16 protein-coding genes and 2 tRNA genes are annotated in these 23,075 nt (G+C 68.9%); 10 read left to right on the top strand and 8 right to left on the bottom strand.

The genetic code is table 11. The features are described from left to right. The first annotated feature begins 7 nt into the window (after positions 1-7). The 9 genes from can to ACFO6Q_RS12505 all read left to right on the top strand — a co-directional run bounded on the left by can (position 8) and on the right by ACFO6Q_RS12505 (position 15,871). On the top strand, positions 8-688 hold the full coding sequence (gene can, locus ACFO6Q_RS12545) for a carbonate dehydratase (RefSeq protein ID WP_380021443.1): 681 nt from the start codon (positions 8-10) through the stop codon (positions 686-688). 2 nt (positions 689-690) lie between these two features. Further along, positions 691-2,031 carry a hypothetical protein gene (locus ACFO6Q_RS12540; protein WP_380021442.1) on the top strand — a complete coding sequence of 447 codons (1,341 nt, stop codon included), beginning with the start codon at positions 691-693 and terminating at the stop codon, positions 2,029-2,031. Further along, positions 2,028-2,483 (top strand): RidA family protein, encoded by a 456-nt coding sequence (locus ACFO6Q_RS12535; RefSeq protein WP_380021441.1) that lies wholly within the window; start codon positions 2,028-2,030, stop codon positions 2,481-2,483. Before ACFO6Q_RS12540 ends, ACFO6Q_RS12535 begins: the two co-directional genes overlap by 4 nt. A gap of 187 nt (positions 2,484-2,670) precedes the next feature. Further along, the gene (locus ACFO6Q_RS12530) at positions 2,671-3,189 is read left to right on the top strand and encodes a 3-hydroxyanthranilate 3,4-dioxygenase (protein ID WP_380021440.1); all 519 of its coding nucleotides are present in this window, start codon (positions 2,671-2,673) and stop codon (positions 3,187-3,189) included. Positions 3,190-3,232: 43 nt separating this feature from the next. Next, positions 3,233-5,332, top strand: coding sequence for an FUSC family protein (locus tag ACFO6Q_RS12525; protein ID WP_380021439.1), 2,100 nt, complete (start codon positions 3,233-3,235; stop codon positions 5,330-5,332). 151 nt (positions 5,333-5,483) lie between these two features. Further along, positions 5,484-6,041: an ECF-type sigma factor gene (locus tag ACFO6Q_RS12520; protein WP_380021438.1), complete on the top strand. Its 558-nt coding sequence runs from the start codon at positions 5,484-5,486 to the stop codon at positions 6,039-6,041. 122 nt (positions 6,042-6,163) lie between these two features. Then, a complete protein-coding gene (locus tag ACFO6Q_RS12515; RefSeq protein ID WP_380022204.1) occupies positions 6,164-8,923 on the top strand; it encodes a protein kinase domain-containing protein in 2,760 nt (919 codons plus the stop codon). A 268-nt stretch (positions 8,924-9,191) separates the two neighbouring features. Further along, positions 9,192-11,717, top strand: coding sequence for an FG-GAP repeat protein (locus tag ACFO6Q_RS12510; protein WP_380021437.1), 2,526 nt, complete (start codon positions 9,192-9,194; stop codon positions 11,715-11,717). Positions 11,718-12,307: 590 nt separating this feature from the next. Then, positions 12,308-15,871: a S8 family serine peptidase gene (locus ACFO6Q_RS12505; RefSeq protein WP_380021436.1), complete on the top strand. Its 3,564-nt coding sequence runs from the start codon at positions 12,308-12,310 to the stop codon at positions 15,869-15,871. A 196-nt stretch (positions 15,872-16,067) separates the two neighbouring features. On the opposite strand, the gene ACFO6Q_RS12500 is transcribed toward ACFO6Q_RS12505, so the two are convergent. From ACFO6Q_RS12500 to uvrC, 5 genes are all read right to left on the bottom strand, one after another. Beyond that, positions 16,068-16,313, bottom strand: a complete 246-nt coding sequence (locus tag ACFO6Q_RS12500) for a hypothetical protein (protein WP_380021435.1) — start codon at positions 16,311-16,313, stop codon at positions 16,068-16,070. Between the two features lie 121 nt (positions 16,314-16,434). Continuing rightward, positions 16,435-16,508 (bottom strand) — tRNA-Cys (locus ACFO6Q_RS12495). 111 nt (positions 16,509-16,619) lie between these two features. Continuing rightward, positions 16,620-16,695 (bottom strand) — tRNA-Gly (locus tag ACFO6Q_RS12490). A 242-nt stretch (positions 16,696-16,937) separates the two neighbouring features. Further along, entirely contained in the window at positions 16,938-17,522 is a 585-nt protein-coding gene (gene pgsA / locus ACFO6Q_RS12485) for a CDP-diacylglycerol--glycerol-3-phosphate 3-phosphatidyltransferase (protein WP_380021434.1), read from the bottom strand. Continuing rightward, complete coding sequence (gene uvrC / locus ACFO6Q_RS12480; protein ID WP_380021433.1) at positions 17,515-19,470, bottom strand: excinuclease ABC subunit UvrC; 1,956 nt, start codon at positions 19,468-19,470, stop codon at positions 17,515-17,517. The genes pgsA and uvrC overlap by 8 nt, the downstream gene beginning before the upstream one ends. Before the next feature lie 201 nt (positions 19,471-19,671). Between uvrC and ACFO6Q_RS12475 the strand changes: the two genes are divergently transcribed. Beyond that, positions 19,672-19,869, top strand: coding sequence for a hypothetical protein (locus ACFO6Q_RS12475; protein ID WP_380021432.1), 198 nt, complete (start codon positions 19,672-19,674; stop codon positions 19,867-19,869). Between the two features lie 58 nt (positions 19,870-19,927). Here ACFO6Q_RS12475 and ACFO6Q_RS12470 read toward each other — a convergent pair whose 3' ends face one another. The 3 genes from ACFO6Q_RS12470 to ACFO6Q_RS12460 form a co-directional block, all read right to left on the bottom strand. Continuing rightward, positions 19,928-20,395 (bottom strand): low molecular weight protein-tyrosine-phosphatase, encoded by a 468-nt coding sequence (locus tag ACFO6Q_RS12470; RefSeq protein ID WP_380021431.1) that lies wholly within the window; start codon positions 20,393-20,395, stop codon positions 19,928-19,930. 283 nt (positions 20,396-20,678) lie between these two features. Continuing rightward, positions 20,679-21,356 (bottom strand): SPRY domain-containing protein, encoded by a 678-nt coding sequence (locus tag ACFO6Q_RS12465; protein WP_380021430.1) that lies wholly within the window; start codon positions 21,354-21,356, stop codon positions 20,679-20,681. Between the two features lie 91 nt (positions 21,357-21,447). After that, on the bottom strand, positions 21,448-23,067 hold the full coding sequence (locus tag ACFO6Q_RS12460; RefSeq protein WP_380021429.1) for a major capsid protein: 1,620 nt from the start codon (positions 23,065-23,067) through the stop codon (positions 21,448-21,450). Between the last annotated feature and the right edge of the window lie 8 nt (positions 23,068-23,075).

The raw sequence follows: 23,075 nt of genomic DNA, 5'->3' as shown, positions 1-23,075 counted from the left end.
GTTTCCGATGGCCGAACTCGACGACCTGCTCGAACGCAACCGCCTCTGGTCCGAGGCGCTGCGCGCGCAGGATCCGGACTTCTTCAAGCGCCTGTCCGAACAGCAGGCGCCCAAGTACCTGTGGATCGGCTGCTCGGACTCTCGCGTGCCGGCCAACCAGATCATCGGCATGGACCCGGGCGAGGTGTTCGTGCACCGCAACGTCGCCAACGTCGTCGTGCACACCGACCTCAACTGCATCAGCGCGATCCAGTTCGCCGTCGACGTGCTGAAGGTCGAGCACATCCTGGTCGTCGGCCACTACGGCTGCGGCGGCGTGCAGGCGGCGCTGGAGGGCCGCCGGCTCGGCCTGGTCGACAACTGGCTGCGCCACGTCGCCGACGTGCGCCAGAAGTACCTCGAATCGCTGCGCCGCGTGGACGACGCGCGCGCGCGTCACGCGCGGCTGTGCGAACTGAACGTCGTCGAGCAGGCCGTCAACGTCTGCCACACCACCGTCGTGCAGGACGCCTGGGATCGCGGCCAGAAGCTCAGCGTACACGGCTGGATCTACAGCCTGCGCAACGGCCGCGTGCGCGACCTCGGACTCGACGTGAAGGACACCTCACTGATCGCGGAGCGACAGGAACAAGCCCTGGCGCTGCTCGGAAGGACCTCCGGGCAGGACGCCGAATCGACGGGGGAATAGACATGTCCATGTCCGCAAGCGTGGCGGCGCTGGTCCTCGCGACGCAGCTGTCGCAGGTGCAACCGCTGCCGACCGGCAGCGCCTCGATCACCCAGCAGCGCGACGCGGTGACCAAGTCCGAGCGCATCATGGCCGAGGCGCAGAAGCGCCAGGGGCTGCTCGCGCAGTACCTCTACATGCGCGAAGCGCGCGAGAGGGATTCGAACGTTCCGTTCCGCCTGATCTTCAACCAGTACCTGAGCTGGTTCCAGACCTGGGTCGGCGACTACGCCGGCTCGCGCATCACGTTCTCGATCGCGCAGCCGCCGGAGAAGGGCGACAGCCCGGCGCCGATGGACGGCGGCTACAAGCCGACGCCGGCGCTCGACGCGATCGCGGAGCTGGCCCGCGACCGCCAGGCGATCTTCCTCAACGAGAACCACAACATCGCGCTGACGCGCACGCTGACCGTGCAGCTGCTGCCCAAGCTGCGCGAGCTGGGCTACGACACCTTCGCCGCCGAGACCCTGTACCACGACGACGACGACCTGGCCAAGCGCGGCTACCCCACCGCGGACTCCGGCTTCTACACCGAGGAGCCGATCTACGCCGAGATGGTGCGCACCGCGCTCAAGCTCGGCTTCCGCGTGGTCGCCTACGAATCGGAATCGATGGCGACCGGCGACGCGCGTGAGCGCGAACAGGCCAGGAACCTCTACCAGCGCGCCTTCGACAAGAAGCACCCGAAGGCGCGGCTCGTCGTGAATGCCGGCTTCACCCACATCCAGAAGGCCGGCAAGTACTTCGACGGCGCGGCGATGGCGCAGCATTTCGCCAAGCTCAGCGGCATCGATCCGGTCGCGGTCGAGCAGACCGTGATGATCCCGCACGACATCACCAGCGGCGACCATCCGGTCTACCGCCGCATCGCTCAGGAAGTGCCGTTCGACGCGCCGATCGTGTTCCGCAACGAGGCCGGCGCGCTGTGGTCGCTGCGGCCGCAGGCGTTCGACGCCAGCGTGGTGTTCCCGGCGGAGAATTACCGGCGCGGCCGGCCGACCTGGGCGAGCATCGGCGGGCTGCGCACGCCGTACGGCATCAACGCCGACCTGTGCAAGGACGTCTACCCCTGCCTGGTCGAAGCGCGCTACGCCGAGGAAGGCGACGACGCGATCCCGGCCGACCGGCTGGTGTTCGAGCTGATCACCCAATCGACCAATGCGAAGGACCGCGTGCGCACCTCCTCCGACGCGGTGCCCAGCGGCGACCTGTACCTGCGCCCCGGCCGCTACCGCATCGTCGCGCGCGACGCCGCCAACCGCCAGCTCGGCAGCACCACGACCACGATCGGGACCACGCCTTGAGCGCCACCACGCAGACATCGATCCACAGCGACGCCGCGCCCGCGCCGGTCGGTGCCTATCCGCACGCCCGCCGCGTCGGCGACCTGCTGTTCCTGTCCGGCGTCGGCCCGCGCACGCCGGGCACGAACGCGATCCCCGGCAACGTGCACGACACCGACGGCAGGCTGGCCGCCTACGACATCCAGGCGCAGTGCCGCCAGGTGTTCGCCAACGTGCGTGCGGTGCTGGAAGCGGCCGGCGCACGCTGGGAGGACCTCGTCGACGTGACCGTGTTCCTGACCGACATGCAGCGCGACTTCGCCGCCTACAACCGCGTCTACGCCGAGCATTTCACCGATCCGGCCACGGCTCCGTGCCGCACCACGCTCGGCATCACCGCGCTGCCGACGCCGATCGCGATCGAGCTGAAGTGCATCGCGGTGCTGCGGTCGGGGGCTGAGGCAGAAAGCTGATCTCGCAGGGGCGCAGAGGACGCGGAGAAAGGCATTCTTTGTTTTCTTCTTCGCCTGAATCTTTTTCTCTCTCTGCGTCCTCTGCGGCTCTGCGAGAGATTGCGCTTCTCGCCGAGCGACCTTTTTCCTGCGGCTCGCGTGCCCGTGCGAGGTAAACTCCCCGCCGAGCACCCCCGCAGGAAACGCCATGCTGGCCCCGCCCTTCAACCTGCAAGCCTGGATCGACGAACACCGCCACCTGCTCAAGCCGCCGGTCGGCAACAAGTGCATCGTCGACGCCGATTTCATCGTGATGGTCGTCGGCGGCCCGAACCAGCGCACCGACTACCACTTCGACGAAGGCCCGGAGTTCTTCCACCAGATCGAAGGCGAGATGGTGCTGAAGATCCAGGAGGACGGCCGCGTGCGCGACATCCCGATCCGCGCCGGCGAGGTCTTCTACCTGCCGCCGCGCGTGCCGCACTCGCCGCAGCGCATGCCCGACTCGGTCGGCCTGGTGATCGAGCGCAAACGCCTGCCGCACGAGCAGGACGGTCTGCTGTGGTTCTGCGAGCGCTGCAACCATCCGCTGTACGAGGAGTATTTCCACCTCGTCGACATCGAAAAGGACTTCCCGCGCGTGTTCGAGCATTTCTACCGCTCGCTCGAGGCGCGCACCTGCAAGTCCTGCGCCCACGTGAACCCGGCGCCGGAAAAGTACCGCTGAACGTCCGCGTCCCCGTCCGCGAGGCGGCCGCCACCACGCGACCATGCTGAGTGCCCTGCTCGAACTGAAGCCGCGCGACGTGCCGCTGCGCGTGGCGCTGCGCAACACGCTGGCGATCGTGCTGCCGCTGGCGCTGGCGCTCGCTGCCGGCCGCCCCGGCGTCGGCCTGGGCATGGCCGCCGGCGCGCTCAACACGATGTTCATCGACCAGCCCGGCCCGTACCGGCTGCGCATGCAGCGCATGCTGCTGGCCTCGCTGGCCTCGGGCGTGTCGGCCTACGTCGGCAGCCTGCTCGGCGCGCACACCGCGCTGCTGGCACTGGCGGCGATGCTCTGCGGCGTGAGCGGCGGCCTGCTCGTCGCGCTCGGCCCGAACGCCGGCCGCACCGGGCTGGCCTGCATGATCCTGCTGGTGATCAGCGCCGCCACGCCGCTCGATGCGCTGACCGCGCTCGGCCCGGCCGCGCTGATCGTCGCCGGCGGCGTGCTGCAGATGCTGTTCGCCATCGCCGCGTGGCCGCTGCAGCGCTATCGCCCCGAACGCCAGGCGCTGGCCGACGTCTGCCGCCAGCTGGCGGCCAGCGTGCGCGAACGCGCCGACGCGCGCAGCGCGCCGCCGGTCACCCAGGCCCTGCTCGACGTGGAAAGCCTGCTGCACGGCGCGCACCGCGCGCGCGGCAGCGTGATGGAGACCTTCCGCGTGCTGGCCGAACTGGTCGAGCGCATCCGCCTGGAGCTGCTGGCGCTGAAGGACCTGCAGGAGACCCTCGACGAGGGAGACGCGCGGCGCACCCTGGCGCGCGTGCTGGAGTACGCCGCGCGCGCGCTGGAAACCATCGCGCGCGCGCTCGACGACGGCGCCAGCCCGCACGGGGCCGCCGCCGCGATGGAAGGCTTCGACGCCGCCCTCGCCTCGCTGCGCGAGATCTGCAACGCCGGGCACGCGCCGCGCGAACTGATGATCGCCCTCGCCCGCGCCGACGGCCTCGGCGGCCAGCTGCGCGCCGCCGCGCGCAACGCCGACTTCGCCGGCAGCCGCGGCGAACTGCGCGCCGGCGCGGCCGAGCAGCAGCTGCCGGCGGCGATGCAGCCGGGCAACGCGCTGCAGACCCTGCGCGCGAACCTGACGCTGTCCTCCATCGCGTTCCGGCACGCCCTGCGCTGCGGCGTGTGCCTGGCCCTGGCCATCGTCGGCGCGCGCCTGGCCGGCATCCCGCACGGCTACTGGATCCCGATGACCGCCGCGATCGTGCTGAAACCGGATTTCGCCGGCACCTTCAGCTTCGGCCTGCTGCGCGTGATCGGCACCATGCTCGGCCTGGTGCTGGTCACCGCGCTGGTGCACTACGCGTTCGACGATCCGTGGGAACGCGTCGCCCTGGTCGCGCTGTTCGCCTTCGGTTTCCGCCTGCTGACCACGGTGCACTACGGCATCGGCGTGATGATGCTGACCGGACTGGTCGTGCTGCTGTTCACCTTCGACGGCCTGGCGCCGGGCGAAGTGCTGCAGGCGCGCGGCCTCGCCACCGCCATCGGCAGCGCGCTGGCACTGGTCGCCTACGTGGTCTGGCCGACCTGGGAACACCTGCGCGTGCGGCCGGCGCTGGCCTCGATGCTCGACGAATACCGCGCGTACTTCTCCGTCCTGCTGCGCGACGACGCCGCGCGGCGCGCCGCCACGCGCACCTCGGCGCGCGCCGCGCGCACCAACGCGCAGGCCTCGCTCGAGCGCCTGCGCGGCGAACCGCGCCGCGACCGCGAGCTGATCGCCTTCGCCGAAGGCGTGTTCGCCAACGCCAACCGTTTCATCCGCGCCGGCATGGCGCTGGAAGCCGTCACGCTCGACGCGCGCGCGCTGCCCGAACGCGAGGCCGTGCTCGCCTTCATCGACCGCATCGACATGAGCCTGGCCGCCCTCGCACGCGACCTGCGCGGCGGCACGCCGCCGCAGATCGGCAGTCTGCGCGAGGAGGAACGCGCGCTCGTCGCGCGCCTGGAAGCCTCCGCCGCCGACGACGAGGCGCGCAACGTCGCCGGCGCGATCACCGACGCCTTCGACCGCATCACCGACAGCATCGACACCCTCGCCCACGTGCTGCGCGAGGACGCACGGCGCGCCGCCACGGCGCCACCGGCGAGCTGAATCCGGCCCGCGAGCACGCCGCGTACGGCGGCGACACCTTTGTTCACGGCGCCGGAGCGGCGCCATACGCCCGAGCACGGATGCCGGCGTGACGTCCACTCGCAGGCATCCCTACAATGCCGCGACACGTGGGGTCTTCGGGGCATCGTCGATGCAGCAGAGCGATGACGTCACCTTGCTGATCCATGCCTGGCAAGGCGGCGAATCCGGCGCGCTGGAAAAACTCCTGCCGGTGGTCTACGCCGACCTGCGCGCAATGGCGGCGCGCCTTCTGGCCGGCGAATCGGCCAGCACCTTGCAGCCGACCGAGCTGCTGCACGACACCCTGCTCAAGGTGCTGCGCGTGGACGCGCTGCGCATCGTCGACCGCCGGCATTTCTTCAGCGCGTTCGCGCGCCTGATGCGCCACCTGATCGTCGACCGCATCCGCGAAGCGCGTGCCGAGAAGCGCGGCGGCGACTGGGAGCGCGTCGACCTGATCGAGGCGATCAACCTGCCGCTGCCGCACGACATGGACATCGAGCGGCTGCACGTCGCCATCGACGATCTCGACCAGGTCGACGCGCGCCTGGCGCGCATCGTCGAACTGCGCTACTTCGTCGGCCTGACCATGCAGGACATCGCCAAGGCGCTCGAGGTCGACGAGCGCACGGTCTATCGCGGCTGGGCGGTCGCGCGCAGCTGGCTGCAGAAGCAGATGGCGCCGTGACGACGAACCCGGCCGATCGCGCGCGCAGCCTCGCGCAGCTGGAATGGCTCAACCGCCTGTTCGACCTGCCCGCCTCCGCGCGCGAGGCGGAGCTGGGCGCGCTCGCCGCGCGCGATGCCGGGATGGCCGAGGCCGTGCGCGAGCTGCTGTCATCGGCGGACGCCATTGACGGCGACGATGGCGACGACGGCGCGCCGCTCGATCCGCAACGCCTCGGGCCGGACTCCTTGATCGGCGGGCGCTTCCGCCTGCTGCGCCCGCTCGGCAGCGGCGGCATGGGCGAGGTGTTCCTGGCGCAACGCACCGACGGGATCGAGCAGTACGTCGCGATCAAGCTGCTGCACGAAGGCGGCCGCGCGATGTCGCGCGCGCGGGCGCGGCGCGAGCAGCAGATCCTGGCCCGGCTGTCGCATCCGAACATTGCCGGCCTGATCGACGCCGGCGTCAGCGAGAGCGGACGGCCGTGGTTCGCGATGGACTACGTCGACGGCGAGCGCCTGATCGCCTGGTGCGACGGCCGCCGTTCGAACGTGGCCGATCGCGTGCGGCGCTTCGTGCACATCTGCAACGCCGTGCAGTTCGCGCACAAGAACCTGATCCTGCATCGCGACCTGAAGCCGTCGAACATCCTGATCGACAACGAAGGCGTGCCGAAGCTGCTCGACTTCGGCATCGCCAAGGTCATCGACGCCAACGATACCGACCAGACGCGCACTCTCGCGCTGACGCCGGCCTACGCCGCGCCGGAGCAACTGCGCGGCGAGCCGGCCACCACCGCCAGCGACGTCTACCAGCTCGGCAGCGTGCTGTACGAACTGCTCTGCGGCGTGCCGGTGCAGCAGGCGCGCAGCGCGGCCGCGCGCGACGCCGACGCCATCGGCGAGCTGCCGCGGCCGCACCAGGCGCTCGCCGCGCGCATCGTCGGCGACCGCAGCGCCGCCGAACAGGCCGCCCGCGCGCGCGGCGAATCGCCGGATCGGTTGGTGCGATTGCTGAAGGGCGATCTCGGCAACATCGTGGCAAAGGCCACCGCCGCGCGGCCGGCGGAGCGCTACGACACCGCGCAGGCGCTCGCCGACGACCTGGAACGCTGGCTGGCCGGCCTGCCGGTGCGCGCGCACCGGCCGTCGCTGGCGTATTCGTTCGGCAAGCTGCTGCGCCGGCACGCCTGGGCGGCGGCGGCGATCGTGCTGCTCAGCCTCGGCCTCGTCGCCGCGACGGTGATCGCCTTCGACAAGGCCGCCTCGGAGCGGCACCAGCGCGAACAGGCTGAAGCCCAGCGCCGCGAAGCGGAGCAGCAGCGCGACCTGGCGCGCAGCCAGCGCGAGCGGTCGGAGGCGATGGTTGGCTTCCTGCGCAGCGTGTTCCGGCAGGCCAATCCGGATGTACAAGGCCACAGCGAACTCATGGCGCCCGAGCTGCTCTCGCGTGCGCTGGCGGCCCTCGATCAACGCGTCGACGTCGACGATCTGACGCGCGCCGAACTGCTTACGGAAGTGGCATCCGCCTTCGCCAATCTCGGCCAGCCGCAAACCGCTCTCGCGCCGGCCGAACGCGCGGTGGAACTGATGGAACCGCATCGCGGACAGCACGCCGCCGAATATCTGAACAATCTCGGCGTGCTGCTGACGATCCAGAATTTCCTGGGGCGTTATCAGGACCAGCTCGACCGAGCGACCCGCGCGCTTCCACTGGCTCGAAGCGTGCGCGGCGACGGAAGCGACACGTATGCCGCGCTGCTGTGGCAGCGCAGTTTCGCCTTTTCTTCTCTAGGAAAGTACGCCGAAGCCGAAGTCGATGCGCGCACTGCACTCGACCACTTGAACGCGCGCGGCGAAACAGACAGTGACGACGTGCTCGAAGCGTTGAGCAAGCTCGCCGTCGCCGCGTCCTACCAGTCGAACTATCCCGTCGCGCAAGCCGCGCTGCGCAGGATCATCGCGCTGGAAGGACGCAATCCACCGATCGCTAAATCCAACCTGCTGACCGCCAAGATGAATCTCGCCGTGACGCTCTATGACACCGGCGAAACGGACGCGGCCATCGAGCTGCTGGAGCCCACCTTGAAGGAGACCGAGGCCATGGTCGGCGTGGCGCATCTCGGCACGCTCGCGGCCAAGATGCTGCTGACGCAGTCTTATCTCGCCGCCGGGGACCCTCAGCGGGCACGCCCGCTGTTCGACCAGTTGCAGGCAGTCTTGCCGACGGCTGGCGCGCAGTTCGCACGCGCGCAGGGATACGCCGCCAACGGCATGTTGCGCTACGAACTCGCAACGGGACGGTTCGGCGACGCCTTGCGCCTCGCACGCGACTACCTGGAGAAAGTCCCCGAGGGAGATCCGGCGGATTTGCGCCGTCGCAACGACATCCGGCGACTGCTCGGCGAAGCGCAATTGCATCTCGGCCAGCCCGCCAATGCGCTGTCGACGTTTGAAGCCGTGCTGAGCGAGGTGACGCCAGGAGAAATCGCACGGCGTGCCGTATTGGAGGACGGCATTGGCCGTGCCCGACTGGCCGAAGGCGACACCGCGTCGGCGATCGAGTCGCTGCAGCGAGCCGCGGAAGACTTTCGCCGAATCCAGGCGGTGGACAAGGCGGACATACTGCGCAGCGAGATCCACGAATTGTGGGCGCGGGCGCTGGCGACGAAGGATCCGCAATTCCTCGACCGGCTGCAGGAAAAGCGCATCGTGCTGGTCGCCGCACTCGGTGGCGAAGACAAGCTCCAGGTCTGGCAGCTCGACCGGCTGCTCGACGATCTTTCACGCCACCTCGGCCGCTCTGGCATCGACGTCGAGCGCCGCACACGCGCCGAAGCTGGCCTGCGCCGCGCCGCCGGGGCCTCGAAGCCGCCGGCCTATGTCGGGCTCAGCGAATTCTGAGTCCGCGAGGCGATCCCGGCTCTCCTGCTCTCCGAGACAGCCGGGGCCGCACTACCCCTTCGGCCTCATGCCCGCGAACGCGGGCATCCATTTGCCCGCCCTCTCCGCCTCCCGAGCGGGCGCGACGACCTCGCACGAAATCCGATGTCAGGATCCGCCCTGCCCATTCCGCTTCACTCTTTGAGGAGCCCATGAATCTGCCCCCAACCGGCCCTCGGGACCGGCGGAGTAGGCAAGCCTCGCCCGAGCCATCATCGAGATATCGCCCATGAACATCCGCTTCGTCCACTGCACGGCCATGGTCGCCGCGCTGGGACTTGCCACCACAGGCTTCGCCGTCCCTGCTGCAGCAAGCTCTCCCCGACTCGCTCCGGCGGCCGCTTCGGCCCAGCCGTTTCCTCCCTCGACGACGAACTCTTCCTATCTGCGCGTAGCGACAGATGATCCGATGGACTTCGGCGCCGTCGCTTCTGCACCGTGGGAGCCGGGCTTGCAGCACAGCGGCGCCACGCAGCCGCGATGGACCGACAGCGTCGGCGCCGGGATGCTGGCGAACCCGCTGGGCGACGCCACGCGGCGCGAAATTCAGGTGATTACCAGCGAAATCTACGATGGCGTCATTCCCCTGAGCGAAACCTGGACTTTCCAGAAGGACAACCGCTTCGGTAACGCGGCCCTGTCCGACGACACCCTGGTCATCGTGGCCAGAATCGAAAGGGCCAATCCCCTCTATCCGGACCCGGAGAACGGCCCGCAGGCCGGTCCCGGTGCGATCCATTTCCTCGAAAAGCGCGAAGGAGCATGGCAACGCATCCAGAAGCTGGAATTCCCGTCCGAAGTGGTCGGAACGACTGCGAACTTCGGCCAGACGCTGGCTGTTTCCGGCGACACGCTGTTCGTCGGCGCCCCGAGAGGCAACGTCGCCGCGTCACGCCCCGGCAAGGTGTACGTCTACAAACGCATCGAGGGAGTCTGGCGGCAGACGCAGATCCTGACCGACGGTGTCGTGCAGAACCACGGCTCCGGCTTCGGCGCGTACATGGCCTTGCAAGGTGACCGCGCGCTCATCGCCGACGTGGCGGAGAACGGGTTGCGTGGCGCGGTATATGCCTTTGGCAGATCCGGCGACGGCGCCTGGATGCAGACGCAACGACTGACGCTCACCGACGCACCGGAACTCGCGCAGTTCGGCAACGGCCTTGGCCTGGACGGCTCGACCGCCATGATCACCGCCCCGATGGTCGGCTGGGAGCCGACGCCGCATGCCAATCCGGTTGTCCACGTGTATGAACGCGACGCATCGAGCGGCCAATGGAGTTCCACGCAAAGCTTGACGAGCTGCGGGCTCACCGAAGACGGCAACGTCTACAATTTCGGCACCCGAGCCATTGCGTTGGCCGGCGACACCGCCGTGATCGCCGACACCGTCGGATCGCTGACCACCCCCGATACCAGCGAACAAACCGGCATCGCCTGCGTCTACACGCGATCGAACGGCACCTGGACCCACAGCCAGGCCCTGACCGCGGACGATCCGACGACAGGCGACTCGTTCGGTGTGTCCTTCGCGCTGAAAGGCGATCTTCTGGCGATCGGTTCGCTTCGATCCTTCGGTAGCGACCCGTATCTCGCGAACGGCATCGTCTATGTCTTCAGCAGAAGCGGATCGGGCTGGAGCGTGTCCGACAGGGTCATTCGAGGCGGGCCAGGCTATCTGTATGACAACAGTGGCGGTGCTGGTGTCATAGGAATCGACGGCAGCACGGTGGTTGGGGGAGGTGCTAAGGACGTCGGCGTCGACTTCGGCAGCATCGGCATCTTCGATTTCCCGGCGCAGGCCACAACCGCGCCGGAATCGCTGACGCTCTCGCTCGCACCGGGCGAGCAGGCTTCGGCCTCGGTGCGCATCGGCAATGCCGGTGCGGGCGCAGCGCTGACCTTCAGTCTGACCGACGGCAGCACGCTGACGCAGATGAGCGAGGAAACGCCGGTACCCGGCATGGGCATCGGCATGCCGCAGTGCCGCCTGCGCGGAGAGGTCGTGCAGGACTGCGTCGAAGTGATCGGCACCGCCGCCACCAGCTGGTACCGCCGCTTCTACTTCGGCGAATACCCGCACGTCGGCGCCAGTGCGACGATCGACGCGGTCACCGTCGGCATCGAAGGCGCGCAAGCCGGCATTCCTGTGTCAGTGAAGCTGTACACCAAGCCGCACGACGACGACGCTGTCGACACGCTCGACTCCTTCCAGCTCGAATACATCGGCGGCGGTACGGCCGTCACCGACGGTACGCCGCACAGCCTGCTGCGCGTGCCGATGGACGGCACGGTGACGGTGCAGGACACCGCCTTCGAGGACCTGGTCGTCGAATACCACGTCGACGAGCATCCCGGCCTGCCGGCATTCGTGCCCGGCGCCAACGCCTCGCCGCAGACGCACTCGACCTTCATCACCTCGTTCCGCGGCGACTACCTGTACGCGGGGCAGACCTCGCACATCCTGATTTCGCCGCACCTGGATCCGGCCGCTTCGGGCATCCGCTGCGCGACACCGCAGAACACTCCGTGGCTGCGCGTCGTTGCGCCGACGGAAGGGCGCATCGCAGCCGGTTCCTCGCAGGACCTCGCGGTGGCGATCGACGCTGCGGACCTCGCGCCCGGACAGTATTCGACCGAGCTGTGCGTGGCGACCAAGGGTCCGCTGCCGTCGATGATGCGCGTGCCGGTGGAGCTGACGGTGATCGAGGCGGGCGATGCGATTTTCGCCGACGGGTTTGAAGGCGCGCAGCCGTAACGATCGCGGCTGCTTTCTCCTCTCTCCCACTTGCGGGAGAGGTGACGGCCTGAGCGTCGCGCTGTTCTCCGTCTCCCACGTGTGGGAGAGGGCTGGGGTGAGGGAATACGGAGTGCCGCGCTCCGGCTCCCCTCACCCGCGCCTTCGGCGCGACCTCTCCCGCGAGCGGGAGAGGTGAAAACCTGCCCGGCCTTTCTCCCTCTCCCGCTTGCGGGAGAGGGCTGGGGTGAGGAAAAGCGGAGTGCTGCGCTCCGGCTCCCCTCACCCGCGCCTTCGGCGCGACCTCTCCCGCGAGCGGGAGAGGTGAAAACCTGCCCGGCCTTTCTCCCTCTCCCGCTTGCGGGAGAGGGCTGGGGTGAGGGAAAGCGGAGTGCTGCGCTCCGGCTCCCCTCACCCGCGCCTTCGGCGCGACCTCTACCGCAAACGGGAGAGGTGAAAACCTGCCGGGCCTTTCTCCCTCTCCCGCTTGCGGGAGAGGGGTGGGGTGAGGGCAATCGGAGCGTTGCCTTCCTCCTTGGACGAACTTCAAAGGCCGCGTCGAGCGCGACTCGCCCTCTCATTCGCAAACACACCCTCTTCGGAACGCCCTCATGCCCAGCCCATCCCTTCGCCGCACCGCCCTCTCCACTGCCCTGCTGCTGGCGCTCGGCCAGGCCATCGCATCCGAACGCCAGCCCGCTGCGCCTCCCTCGCTCGACGCCGTCGAGGCGGCGCGCGGGGATTCGAGCCGGCTGATCCTGCGTTCGGGCCTCTTCGACCCAACGCAGCAATCGCTCGACGTCGCCGCGGTCGGTGCGGCGCCGGATGCGGCCACGCGCTATGCGATCGTGCAGTTCCAGCCGGGCAGGACGGCCGCGCACAAGACACTGGCCGCGCGCGGCATCGAGGTGCTGGGCTACGTGCCGAACAACGCTTACTACCTACGTCTGGGACGCGATGGATTGGCCGCGCTCACGAGCGATCCCGCCGTGCGCTGGGCCGGGCCGCTGCGGCCGGCGCTGAAGCTCGATCCGAGCCTGTGGAAGGCGGCGCGCGCGAACTCGGCCGCGCTGCAGAACGACGGTCGCTACGAAATCCTCGTCGATGCCTTCCGCGGTGTCTCCGCGGCGCAGATCGAGGCCGCGTTGCGTCGCGACGTGCCGGACGTGGAGATTCCGCTGCGCAGCCAGCGCAGCGAGGCGACTCCCTACGTGCGCGCTCGCGTACCGGCCGCCGCGCTGGATGCGCTGCTGGCGAGCGCGACCGCGATCGACGGCGTCGCCTTCGTTTCGCCGTGGCATCCGCTGCGCACGAGCAACGCCGCCAGCATCGGCGCGATCCAGGGCGACATGACCGACGACTGCGCCGGCAGCGGCCGGCTCTGCGGCGCGGCGCCGATGTTCGATCACGGCCTGACCGGCAGCGGCCAGATCGCCGGCATCGCCGATTCCGGTACCACGCCGAACGCGGCCTGGTTCACCACCTTGGACAAGGGCGACGGGCCGCACACCGAAGTGACCTTCGCCGAGAATCCGCCGCCGCTGCCGCCGGCGCTCGGCACGCTGCATCCGGACAACAAGATCATCGCGTACTGGACGCAGCCGGGCGGTCCGACCGACTATGACTATTTCTCCGGCCACGGCACGCACACCAGCGGCACCCTGGTCGGCGACGCCGCCGGCACCTTCGGCGCGGACCGCTTCCTGCCGTCGACGCCGTGGCTGCCCAACCACGACCTCGCCGACGGCATGGCACCGAACGCGCAGCTGCTGATGCAGGACATCGGCGGCGACAATCCGGTCGAGCTGATCGTGCAGGACTTCGAGGGCACGCTGCAGCAGGCCCACGGCGGCGGCGTGCGCGTCCACAGCAACAGCTGGGGTGGTTCGACCTCCGGCCAGTACAGCACTGTCGACGCCAACGTCGACCGCATGACACACCGGCTCGAAGACCTGCTGGTGGTGATCGCGGCCGGCAACAACCAGACCGGCGCGATGGCGGTCGGCTCGCCGGGCAATTCCAAGAACGGCCTGACGGTGGCGGCGCTCGGCCACGGCGGCAGCCTGGTCAAATCCGCGATTTCCAACGCCGGCCCGACCGCCGACGGCCGCCTCAAGCCCGATCTCGCCGCACCGGGGACGGAAACGATCTCCGCCGCGGCCGGCGGCGAAGTCACCGCGACGATCACCGCACCGCAGACCGCGCCCAACACCGGCACCTCGATGGCGACTCCGGTGGTCGCCGGCAACGCCGTGCTGCTGCGCCAGTACTTCGTCGACGGCTTCTACCCGCGCGGCTTCGCCAACACCGCCGCCGCGGCGGATCGCCTGTTCGCCGACGGCTTCGACGGCGTCGCGCCGCCGTCGCCCGCCGGCGGCGAGGCGGTCGATGCGTTCAACCCGACCGGCGCCGTGCTGAAGGCCGTGCTGCTCAACGGCACCGTGCCGACCACGACGCCGGCGGCCTTCCCCAATACCGGCACCGGCTGGGGCCGTCCGTGGCTCGACGGCAACGTCTGGTTCAAGGAAACACTGCCCGGCGGCGACGACAGCCGCCGCCTGCGCCTGTTCGAGCGCACCAATGCGGCCGGATTGGTCACCGGCGAGGCTGACGAGTACGCGATCGCCGAGGTCGCTGCCGGCATCGAATTCCGCGCGACGCTGACCTGGTTCGATCCGCCGGCCTCGGCCGGCGCGGCGGCGGCGCTGGTCAACAATCTCGACCTCGAAGTCGTCGCGCCGGACGGAACCACCTACCGCGGCAACCGCTTCAGCAACGGCGTCTCGGCCCCCGGCGGCTCGCCCGACCGCAAGGACACGGTCGAACAGGTGCGCTTCACCGCACCGCTCGCCGGCGCGTACACGATCCGCGTGAAGGCGACCGACGTGCCCGGCAACGGCGAAGCGGAAACCGACCGGCAGGGTTATGCCGTCGCCGTGTCCGGCGCGTTCGGCCTGCCCGACGCGCCGGCGTTCCCGGCGCCGACCGCGCTGTCGGTCGCGGCCAATGACAGCGAAGGCGTGAGCGTCGAGGCGAACGCCGCCGGCGATGCGCAGGGCTTCCAGCTGTATCGCGCCGACGGCCACTGCGCGACGGCGGCGCGCGGCGATTTCCATCCGGTCGCGAACGGGCCGGCGCTGCCGCTGGCCGACACGCGCAGCCAGGGCGGCTTCGCCTACGCCTATCGCCTGCGCGGGGTGCGCCACGACGTCGAAGGCGAGCTGTCCGAATGCGTCGACGTCGTCTCGCAGGACGATTGCAGCCTGACGCCGGACTTCGATCGCGCGTCGGTGACCGCTTCGGGTGCGCATGCGACGTGCAGCGTCGATCTGTCGTGGAGCGCGGCGACGTCGAGCTGCCCGACGCAGACGGCGATGACCTACCAGGTCGAGCGCGACACCGATCCGTACTTCGGCGATCCGCAGACCGTGGCCGCAGCGCTGAGCGCGCCCGAGTACGTCGACACGGCGGTGACGAACGGCACTTCGTACTACTACCGCGTCACGGCGCACGACGACGCCGGCAACCCGAGCCTGACTTCGTATCCGATCGTGGTGACGCCGACCGGCCCGGACGGCCCGGACCCGAGCGACTATCTCGACGACGTCGATACACGCAGCTATGCCGTGCTGCAGACGCCGTGGCGGGTCACCGACGCGGCCGCGGCGGCTGGAACCTACAGCTATCGCGCAGGCGCCGACGGCGCACCGTATCCGGATCGAACCTGCGGCAGCCTGAGCACGCCGCCGCTGACCCTGACCGCCGACGCCGTGCTGAGCCTGCAGGCGCGCTACGACCTTGAATACCAGTGGGACGGTGTCGTTCAGGAAATCTCCACCGACGGCGGCGCCAGCTGGACCGACCTGCCGCCCGACGACGGTTATCCGAGCTCGTTCGCGCGCACCCAGGATCCGCCGATCAACGCCTGCGGCTACCCCGCCGCGCAAGGCGCGTTCAGCGGCGTCTCGACCGCCTCGTCGAATGCGGATCCGGGCAACGGCACCGCCACGGCCGTGTTCAAGCCGTTCACCACCGACCTGCAGAGCTACGCCGGGCAGACGGTGCAGATCCGCTGGCGCTTCTCGTCGGACCAGAACACCGGCTTCGACGGCTTCTTCCTCGACCAGATCCGCATCGTCGGCACACCCGGCAGCGGCGACTACCAGTGCCACTGAGCCGCGTCGAGGATGGAACCCTCCGCCGCAGCGGGCGGCGCCGTCCGGCCTGTCACCCCACCCCGCGGCTTCGTCTCCCGCGTCCCATGCGCGGCCGGAGCCGCGGGGTGTTCACGCAAAGCGATCGACATGCATCGACCGCGCCCGTCGGCGCTCCGCGCCGAGGCTGCCCGATCATCGACCGCCTACACCCGCTTCAGCGATCGTGCCCGGCCTCGGCGATGGCCTTCGCCTCGAACACACGCAACGCGGCGGCCTGCGGCGGATCCACCTTTTCCAGCAGCTCGAAGAAGTCCTTCTTCCAGCCGGCCTCGGCGGCCCGGACCGCCTCGAACGCCCCGATCAGGTCCCGGTTGTCGCGCGCCAGCCGACGCAGTTGCCACTGCTGCCAGATCGCCAGCGCGGCGATGCAGGCGTAGGAAATCCAGAAGGCGTAGGTCATGACGGCCTCGGGTCGGGCGCGGGCGTGCGGCTGCGAGGACGCGTGGAAGGCATGCGGTCGCGGGAGGAAGAATGCGGAAATGATACGGAGGGAAACGTCACTTCGCCCGCTTGGGGCGAAGTGGAGGCCTGGGTCGGAATCGAACCGGCGTACACGGATTTGCAGTCCGCTGCATGACCACTCTGCCACCAGGCCGGTGACGACACACACTTTCTTCATCCGTGCTTGGAGTCCCGTCGTCGCGACGGAACGTCTGCATCCTGCAGAAAAACGAAGCCCCGGCGTACCGGGGCTTCGTCTGCAATCTGGAGCGGGAAACGAGACTCGAACTCGCGACCCCGACCTTGGCAAGGTCGTGCTCTACCAACTGAGCTATTCCCGCGTGGGACGCGCATATTACGGTTTGGCGCCGCAGAGTCAATAGTTTTTGCGATCCGTCCGGGATCGCTGCGATCGGCAAGGTCGTACCAACCCTTTGCACAGCGACTCCGGCTGGTCCACTCGCGGCCATCCATGGCCGCACTTTTCATCGAAGCTCTTGCGATCCTTCCTGGATCGCTTTGATCTGCGAGGTGCGTACGAACCTTCGCGTGGCGGCTTCGGATGGTCTACCCGCGGCCGGTGCTACTGGTGGCCGCGCAGGATCGGCCAGGCGGCGCGGACGTACTTGAGGCCGGACCAGATCGTCAGGATCGCCGCGATCACCAGCAGGCCTTCGCCGATGCGGTAGTAGCGCAGCTCCTGGAAGTCGCGCTGGTGCAGCAGCACGACGATGGCGACGACCTGCATGACGGTCTTGATCTTGCCGATGGTGGCGACTCGCACGGTGGCGCGCTGGCCGATCTCGGCCATCCATTCGCGCAGCGCGGAGATGCTGATCTCGCGGCCGACGATCACCGCGGCGGTCACCGCCAGCAGCGGCTGCGGGTTGTCCTGCACGAGCAGGAACAGCGTGACGGCCACCATCAGCTTGTCGGCGACCGGGTCGAGGAACGCGCCGAACGCGGACATCATGTCGTAGCGGCGCGCGATCCAGCCGTCGAGCCAGTCGGTCAGCGCGGCGAAGACGAAGATCACGGCGGCGGCGATGTTGGAGCCGCGGAACGGCGCGTAGAACACCAGCACCATCACCGGCAGCAGCGCGATGCGGAACAGCGTCAGCGCGGTCGGGATGGTGATCTTCGGCGACGGGGGTGCAGCGTCATCCATGGAAACTCGCATAGATTCGTTCGGCCAGATCTCGACTGATGCCTTTTACCTGCATGAGTTCCTCGATACCCGCCTTGGAGAGTCCGCCCAGACCGCCGAAGTGCCGCAGCAGGGCCGACCGGCGGCGCGCGCCGACGCCGGCGATTTCCTCCAGCGTACTCGCTTCGCGCGCCTTCTCGCGACGACCGCGGTGGCCGGTGATCGCGAAACGGTGCGCTTCGTCACGCACGCTCTGGATCAGGTGCGAGGCCAGCGATTCCGGCCCAGGCCACAGAGTGCGTCCGGATCGGCCCAGGATCAAGGTTTCGTCGCCCGATCGCCGCGCCTCGCCCTTGGCGACGCCGACCACCGGCACGCCTTCCAGGCCGAGTTCGTTGAGCACGTCGACGGCCTGCTGCACCTGCCCCTTGCCGCCGTCGATCAGCAGCAGGTCCGGCAGCTTGGCCAGCGATTCGTCGACGCGGCGCGTCTTCGCCGCGTCCTCGCCGGCCGGCTCCGCGGCCGGTTCCGTGGTCGCCTCCGCGGTCGCGACCGCACGGCGGAAGCGCCGCTGCAGCGCCTGGCGCATCGCCGCGTAGTCGTCGCCCCCGGTGATGCCGGCGATGTTGAAGCGCCGGTACTGCGACTTCTCCGGCCCTTCCGGCCCGAACACCACGCACGAGGCGACGGTCGCCTCGCCCATCGTGTGGCTGATGTCGAAGCACTCGATGCGCTGCGGCACCTCGTCCAGGCCGAGCAGCTCGCGCAGCGCCTCGAAGCGCGCCAGCAGGGTCTGCCGGCTGGCCAGGCGCGAGGCCAGCGCGGCCTCCGCGTTGCGCATCGCCAGGTCGCGGAAGCGCGCGCGCTCGGCGCGCACGCTGGTCTTGATCTCGACCGCGCGCCCGGCGCGCTCGCTGAACGCGCCGGCGAGCAGCGCGGCGTCCTCGATCGGGTGGCTCAGGATCAGCTCGGACGGCAGCGGGCGCTCGAGGTAGTACTGTGCGACGAAGGTGCCGAGGATCGTGCCCTCGTCGGCCTCGGTCGGCAGGCGCGGGAAGAAGTCGCGCGAACCGAGGCTGACGCCGTTGCGGAAGAACAGCACGCTGACGCAGGCGATTCCGGCGCGGATCGTGCAGGCGATCACGTCCATGTCGGCGCTGGCGCCCTGCACGTAGTGGTTGGCCTGCACGCGCTTGACCGCGGCGATCTGGTCGCGGATCTGCGCGGCGCGCTCGAACGCGAGGTCCGCGCTGGCGCGCTCCATCGTCGCGACGAGTTCGTCCATCACCGCACTGGCGCGGCCGTCGAGGAACATCTCCGCGTGGCGCACGTTCTCGGCGTAGTCCTCCACCGAGACCAGGCCGACGCACGGCGCCGTGCAGCGGTTGATCTGGTGCTGCAGGCACGGCCGCGAGCGGTTGCGGAAGTAGCTGTCCTCGCAGTTGCGGATCTTGAACAGCTTCTGGATCAGGTCGAGGCTGGCGCGCACCGCGCCCGCGCTCGGAAACGGGCCGAAGTAGCGGCCGGCTTCCGAGCGCGCGCCGCGATGGAACGCAAGCCGCGGGAACGCCTGCGACGGCGAAGCGTCCTGCGCCGCGGCGGCGCGTGCGCCGCGGCCCTGCGGCGCGGGACCGCCGGTCAGATGGATGTACGGATAACTCTTGTCGTCGCGCAGGACGATGTTGTAGCGCGGCTTGAGCGTCTTGATCAGCTGCGCTTCGAGCAGCAGCGCCTCGCCCTCGGTGCGCGTGACCGTGGTCTCGATGCGCCCGATCTGCGCGATCATCGAGGCGATGCGCGGCTGCAGCGCCGGCTTCAGGAAATAGCTGCCGACGCGCTTCTTCAGGTTGCCGGCCTTGCCGACGTAGAGCAGTTCGCCGCCGTCGCCGAACATGCGGTAGACGCCCGGCGCGCCGGTCAGCGTGCGGACGAAGGTCTTGCCGTCGAAGGGTTCCGCGGGCGCGCTCACCGGCTCTGCGTCGCGGCTAGCGCGCACCGGGGGACTCGCCAGCGGCGGGCGCGCTGTTGGGGATTTGCGTCGTCTTCACGGGGCGGGCCGTACTGCACAGGTCGAATATCCTAGCCGCTCGCGGCGGAAGCGTCGCGCGAAGCCGGGGCAGGAAACCGCACCGGACCGGTCATCGTTGCGGATCGAGTGAGGATTCCAGCCATGCACCCGCTGCTGAAGCAGAAACTCTGGTCGGAAATCGACCACGCCCTTCTGGCCGAGTTCCGCTGCCGTCCGCGCAAGCGCTCGATGGTGTGGCGGCTGTATCCGATCGCCTCGCCGCCCAATCCGTTCGTCACGGTCGAGGCCTCCGACCGTGGCGCCGGCGCGTTCGTCTTCCGCTACGGCACCTGGTCGTAACGCCGGTCGCCATCGGCCTCGCCATGGGCGCCCTCGGCGCCTGGCGGCGCTCGCGGCGTCATCCGCCGGCGCGCAGCCGCGCGATCAGCGCCGCGACACCGTCCCGGGCCAGCGCGAGCACGCGCTCGAAATCCTCGCGGCCGCCGTAGTACGGATCGGGCACCTCGTCCAGATCGAGCGCGGCGCCGTCGAGGAACAGCCGCGACGGATGCTCCGCCTGCAGCCGGCCGAGCGCGCGCAGGTTCACGCGATCCATCGCGAACACGTGGTCGTGCCGCTGGAAATCCTCGCTCACGACCTGCCGCGCACGGTGCTTGGCCAGCGGATAGCCGTGGGCCTCGGCCACTTCGATCGCGCGCGAATCGGCGCGGTCGCCGACGTGATAGCCCTCGGTGCCGGCCGACGCGACGCGCGCGTCGAAGCCGGCTTTCGCGAACTCCACGCGCGCGACGGCCTCGACCATCGGCGAGCGGCAGATGTTGCCCATGCACACGAACAAAACTGACGGTTTTTCTTTACTATTCATTAGCTTATGATCATATATACGACGTCGGAAACATGATAAAACGTGCAAATCCGATGTAATGGAATCAAAGGCTTACAAGGCTGAACCGGAGAGGCACTCTTGGGACTCAGTGGGAGATTTCCTACGCAGAGTCGAGCGGCGCAGCCGCTTCAATTCACCCAGCGCTCGGGAATACCATCTACACGGAACATGGGGAAACCATGAAGCCCTTCGCTTCGCTCGCGGCCGCGGCGGCTTCGCCGTACATCCCCGCAGCCGACCGCGTCGAGGTGCGCGACTCCCGCTACCACTCGAACCCATCGCGCATGATGTAGTCGTCGTACCGGTACTCGATGTAGATGCCTGGGTGCGCCCCGGCGGGAACCTCGTACACGAAGGCGGAGGCTCCGAAGTTCGCCGTCACTACGGCGCCGGCCCTGACGCTCACGATTGGAAACTGCGGCGTTCTGGAGAAGTAGCCAGGAAAGAGCGTGGCTGACACCCACGGCTCTCCACCGTTGGCGACCTGGTAGTTGCCCGTGTCAGCGTCGAGGAGGTGCCGAACGACCGCCTCATCCGCGACTGGCCCGATAGAGGCGAGGAGATTGCCTCCGACGAGGATGTCGCCGGCTCTGTTCGTGCCGACGGCGCGGGCGACGCTGCCGAACGCGCCGGGAGGGTCGCTGACGCTCCAGTTCGTCCACGCGAGCCCCGTCTGAGCATCCGAGAATCCGAGAGGGAAGTACCTGTAGGTGATCTCCCAGTACCACACGCCCTCGGCAACGGACATCGTCGCGCGCGAGCCGGCCCAAAAGTTCCGCCCGTTGGCGACGGTCAAACGGTCGTTGTCGAATTCGAGGAGATCGTGCGCGTCGAAGGGATTCCACGTCGCGTAGATGCGGAAGGCTTCGTCGCTTGTCGCGGAGGTCGGCGGCGCAGCGAAAAGCAACGCTGCGGCGAAGATGCAGATGCGGCATTCCATGCGTTTTCCCCTGTTAGCCACGGCCGAACCGTGGCTGTAGGGAATCATAACGCCGCCAATGCTCGCCGACGATAGAGGCAGAGCCCACAAGTTACGAGTAACGCAGCTCGGCGATCTGGTGCCGCGCAGTGTTGCCGTTGCTATAGATGTTCAAGCCCTGAGCGCCCTCGACGAGCGGGGCCGGGTCGTTGATCTCGATCAGAGGGACCGCAGAGCCGTTGAGATACACGCGGACTCGGCCGCCGAAGTTCGCGAGGCGGACGGTCAGGTCGGTCGTGTCCAGGTTCACGCCGTGCGCGGCTTGGCCCATGTACTCGTCGCCGCGGTAGAGCTGGATGTTCGATTGCTGGATCTTCGCGACGTAGCCTGCCGTCAGCGGAGACGCATGGATGTGGAGGATCAGCTCCGCGTATCCGTCCGTCGGCGCCGCCTGGCGCGTGACCTGTAGCGTCTGATCCTCGCCGCGCGCCGTGGCGATGTACGCCATTCCCTCGTCGTACCCGTTGCCGCCCGCGCGCAGCGTGCCGGCCATGACGGCGTAGTGCGCAGCGTCCTCGGACCAGCCAGGCGGGAGAGCAGACAGCAGCGTTCCATCAGGCTGGCCGGAGAAGGCCAGGACGTTCGACGGAGGCGCCTCGCTCTCCACGACAGTGACGGTCACCACGTTCGACAGGGCGGACGCAGAGCCGGACTCGTTTGTCGCGATCACGCGGCAGCGATGCTCTCCGGCCGCAGTCGGGTGATAGCTGGCCGACGTGGCGTCGGGAACATCCGCGCCGTCGCGCGTCCACTGGTACGCGAAGGTCGGGGCCGGGAAGCCGCTCCAGTTTCCGGACGTGGTACTCAGCGTGCCCTCGGTCGTCGCCGGCGACGGTGTCACGGCCGGGGCGACCAGACTCGCCGGCGCCTCCGGCACCGCCGCGCCGGGAACGGCCCAGGACGGCAGAACGATCTGCATGTCACACACGGGGCGATCCTCGCCCCAATCCGTCGAGAACACGACGCGGGTGACGTAGTTCGCGCCCGTTCCCTTGACGTGCTTCGCGATGCCGGCCGAATTGCGAAGAGCGAAACTCTGCACGCGGTCGGTCATACCGTTCCGCAGCATGTCGTTTGTGCCGGCCTCGTTGACCTTGAACAGCACCGACTGCTTGCCGCGCAGATTGGCCATCGCCATCGAGCCGAGCGCGAGCTGCAAATCCGTCTTCGGTGCGCCGTTGTCCTCAAGGATCTGGAGCACACCAGCGAAATCGGATAGGTCGCCAGCGGTGCCGAACGGGGTCGTGCCCGCCGTTCCATAGGCGCGCGAGGCACCCTGCTTGCCAGCGATGGCGAGGTCGACTTCGACCGCATTCACCAGCTTGCGCATCGCATCGGCGAACTGATCCGCCAGAATCGCGTTGTAGGTTCCGCTCGTGCCGACGGCGCGCTGTTCCTCGCCGTTCCAGCGGACTGGCGCGGCCTTGCTCTTGGTGATCATCACGTCGGTAAATCCGACCGTGGTGTCCCCTGAGTTCGCCGGCGTGGCGCCAGGCGCGATGTCCTCCAGCGCACCGGCCTCGCCGAGAGGCACGCGCACGGTCTGACCGACCGCCGCACGTTCCGCGTTCGAGTCGCGGCGGACCGCGGGGATGAGGCCGACCATCTCGCGCGAGACGACGTTCAGCGCCTCGTAAAGGGTCGGGATGATGCCAGTCAGAGTGTTGGCCACGGGTGAGT

This window comes from Dokdonella ginsengisoli, assembly GCF_042652785.1.
In the GTDB taxonomy this organism is placed as follows: domain Bacteria; phylum Pseudomonadota; class Gammaproteobacteria; order Xanthomonadales; family Rhodanobacteraceae; genus Dokdonella_A; species Dokdonella_A ginsengisoli.
Note: the sequence above shows the minus strand (reverse complement) of the source record. Positions and strands in the feature narration are given on the sequence as shown.

What these genes read in the sequence shown, in the direction of transcription:
- can (WP_380021443.1), top strand. Translation starts at nt 8, where the DNA reads ATGGCCGAACTCGACGACCTGCTCGAACGCAACCGCCTCTGGTCCGAG.
- ACFO6Q_RS12475 (WP_380021432.1), top strand. Translation starts at nt 19,672, where the DNA reads ATGCACCCGCTGCTGAAGCAGAAACTCTGGTCGGAAATCGACCACGCC.
- ACFO6Q_RS12505 (WP_380021436.1), top strand. Translation starts at nt 12,308, where the DNA reads ATGCCCAGCCCATCCCTTCGCCGCACCGCCCTCTCCACTGCCCTGCTG.
- ACFO6Q_RS12540 (WP_380021442.1), top strand. Translation starts at nt 691, where the DNA reads ATGTCCATGTCCGCAAGCGTGGCGGCGCTGGTCCTCGCGACGCAGCTG.
- pgsA (WP_380021434.1), bottom strand. Translation starts at nt 17,522, where the DNA reads ATGGATGACGCTGCACCCCCGTCGCCGAAGATCACCATCCCGACCGCG.
- ACFO6Q_RS12525 (WP_380021439.1), top strand. Translation starts at nt 3,233, where the DNA reads ATGCTGAGTGCCCTGCTCGAACTGAAGCCGCGCGACGTGCCGCTGCGC.
- ACFO6Q_RS12520 (WP_380021438.1), top strand. Translation starts at nt 5,484, where the DNA reads ATGCAGCAGAGCGATGACGTCACCTTGCTGATCCATGCCTGGCAAGGC.
- ACFO6Q_RS12465 (WP_380021430.1), bottom strand. Translation starts at nt 21,356, where the DNA reads ATGGAATGCCGCATCTGCATCTTCGCCGCAGCGTTGCTTTTCGCTGCG.
- ACFO6Q_RS12470 (WP_380021431.1), bottom strand. Translation starts at nt 20,395, where the DNA reads ATGAATAGTAAAGAAAAACCGTCAGTTTTGTTCGTGTGCATGGGCAAC.
- ACFO6Q_RS12515 (WP_380022204.1), top strand. Translation starts at nt 6,164, where the DNA reads ATGGCCGAGGCCGTGCGCGAGCTGCTGTCATCGGCGGACGCCATTGAC.
- ACFO6Q_RS12530 (WP_380021440.1), top strand. Translation starts at nt 2,671, where the DNA reads ATGCTGGCCCCGCCCTTCAACCTGCAAGCCTGGATCGACGAACACCGC.
- ACFO6Q_RS12500 (WP_380021435.1), bottom strand. Translation starts at nt 16,313, where the DNA reads ATGACCTACGCCTTCTGGATTTCCTACGCCTGCATCGCCGCGCTGGCG.
- ACFO6Q_RS12510 (WP_380021437.1), top strand. Translation starts at nt 9,192, where the DNA reads ATGAACATCCGCTTCGTCCACTGCACGGCCATGGTCGCCGCGCTGGGA.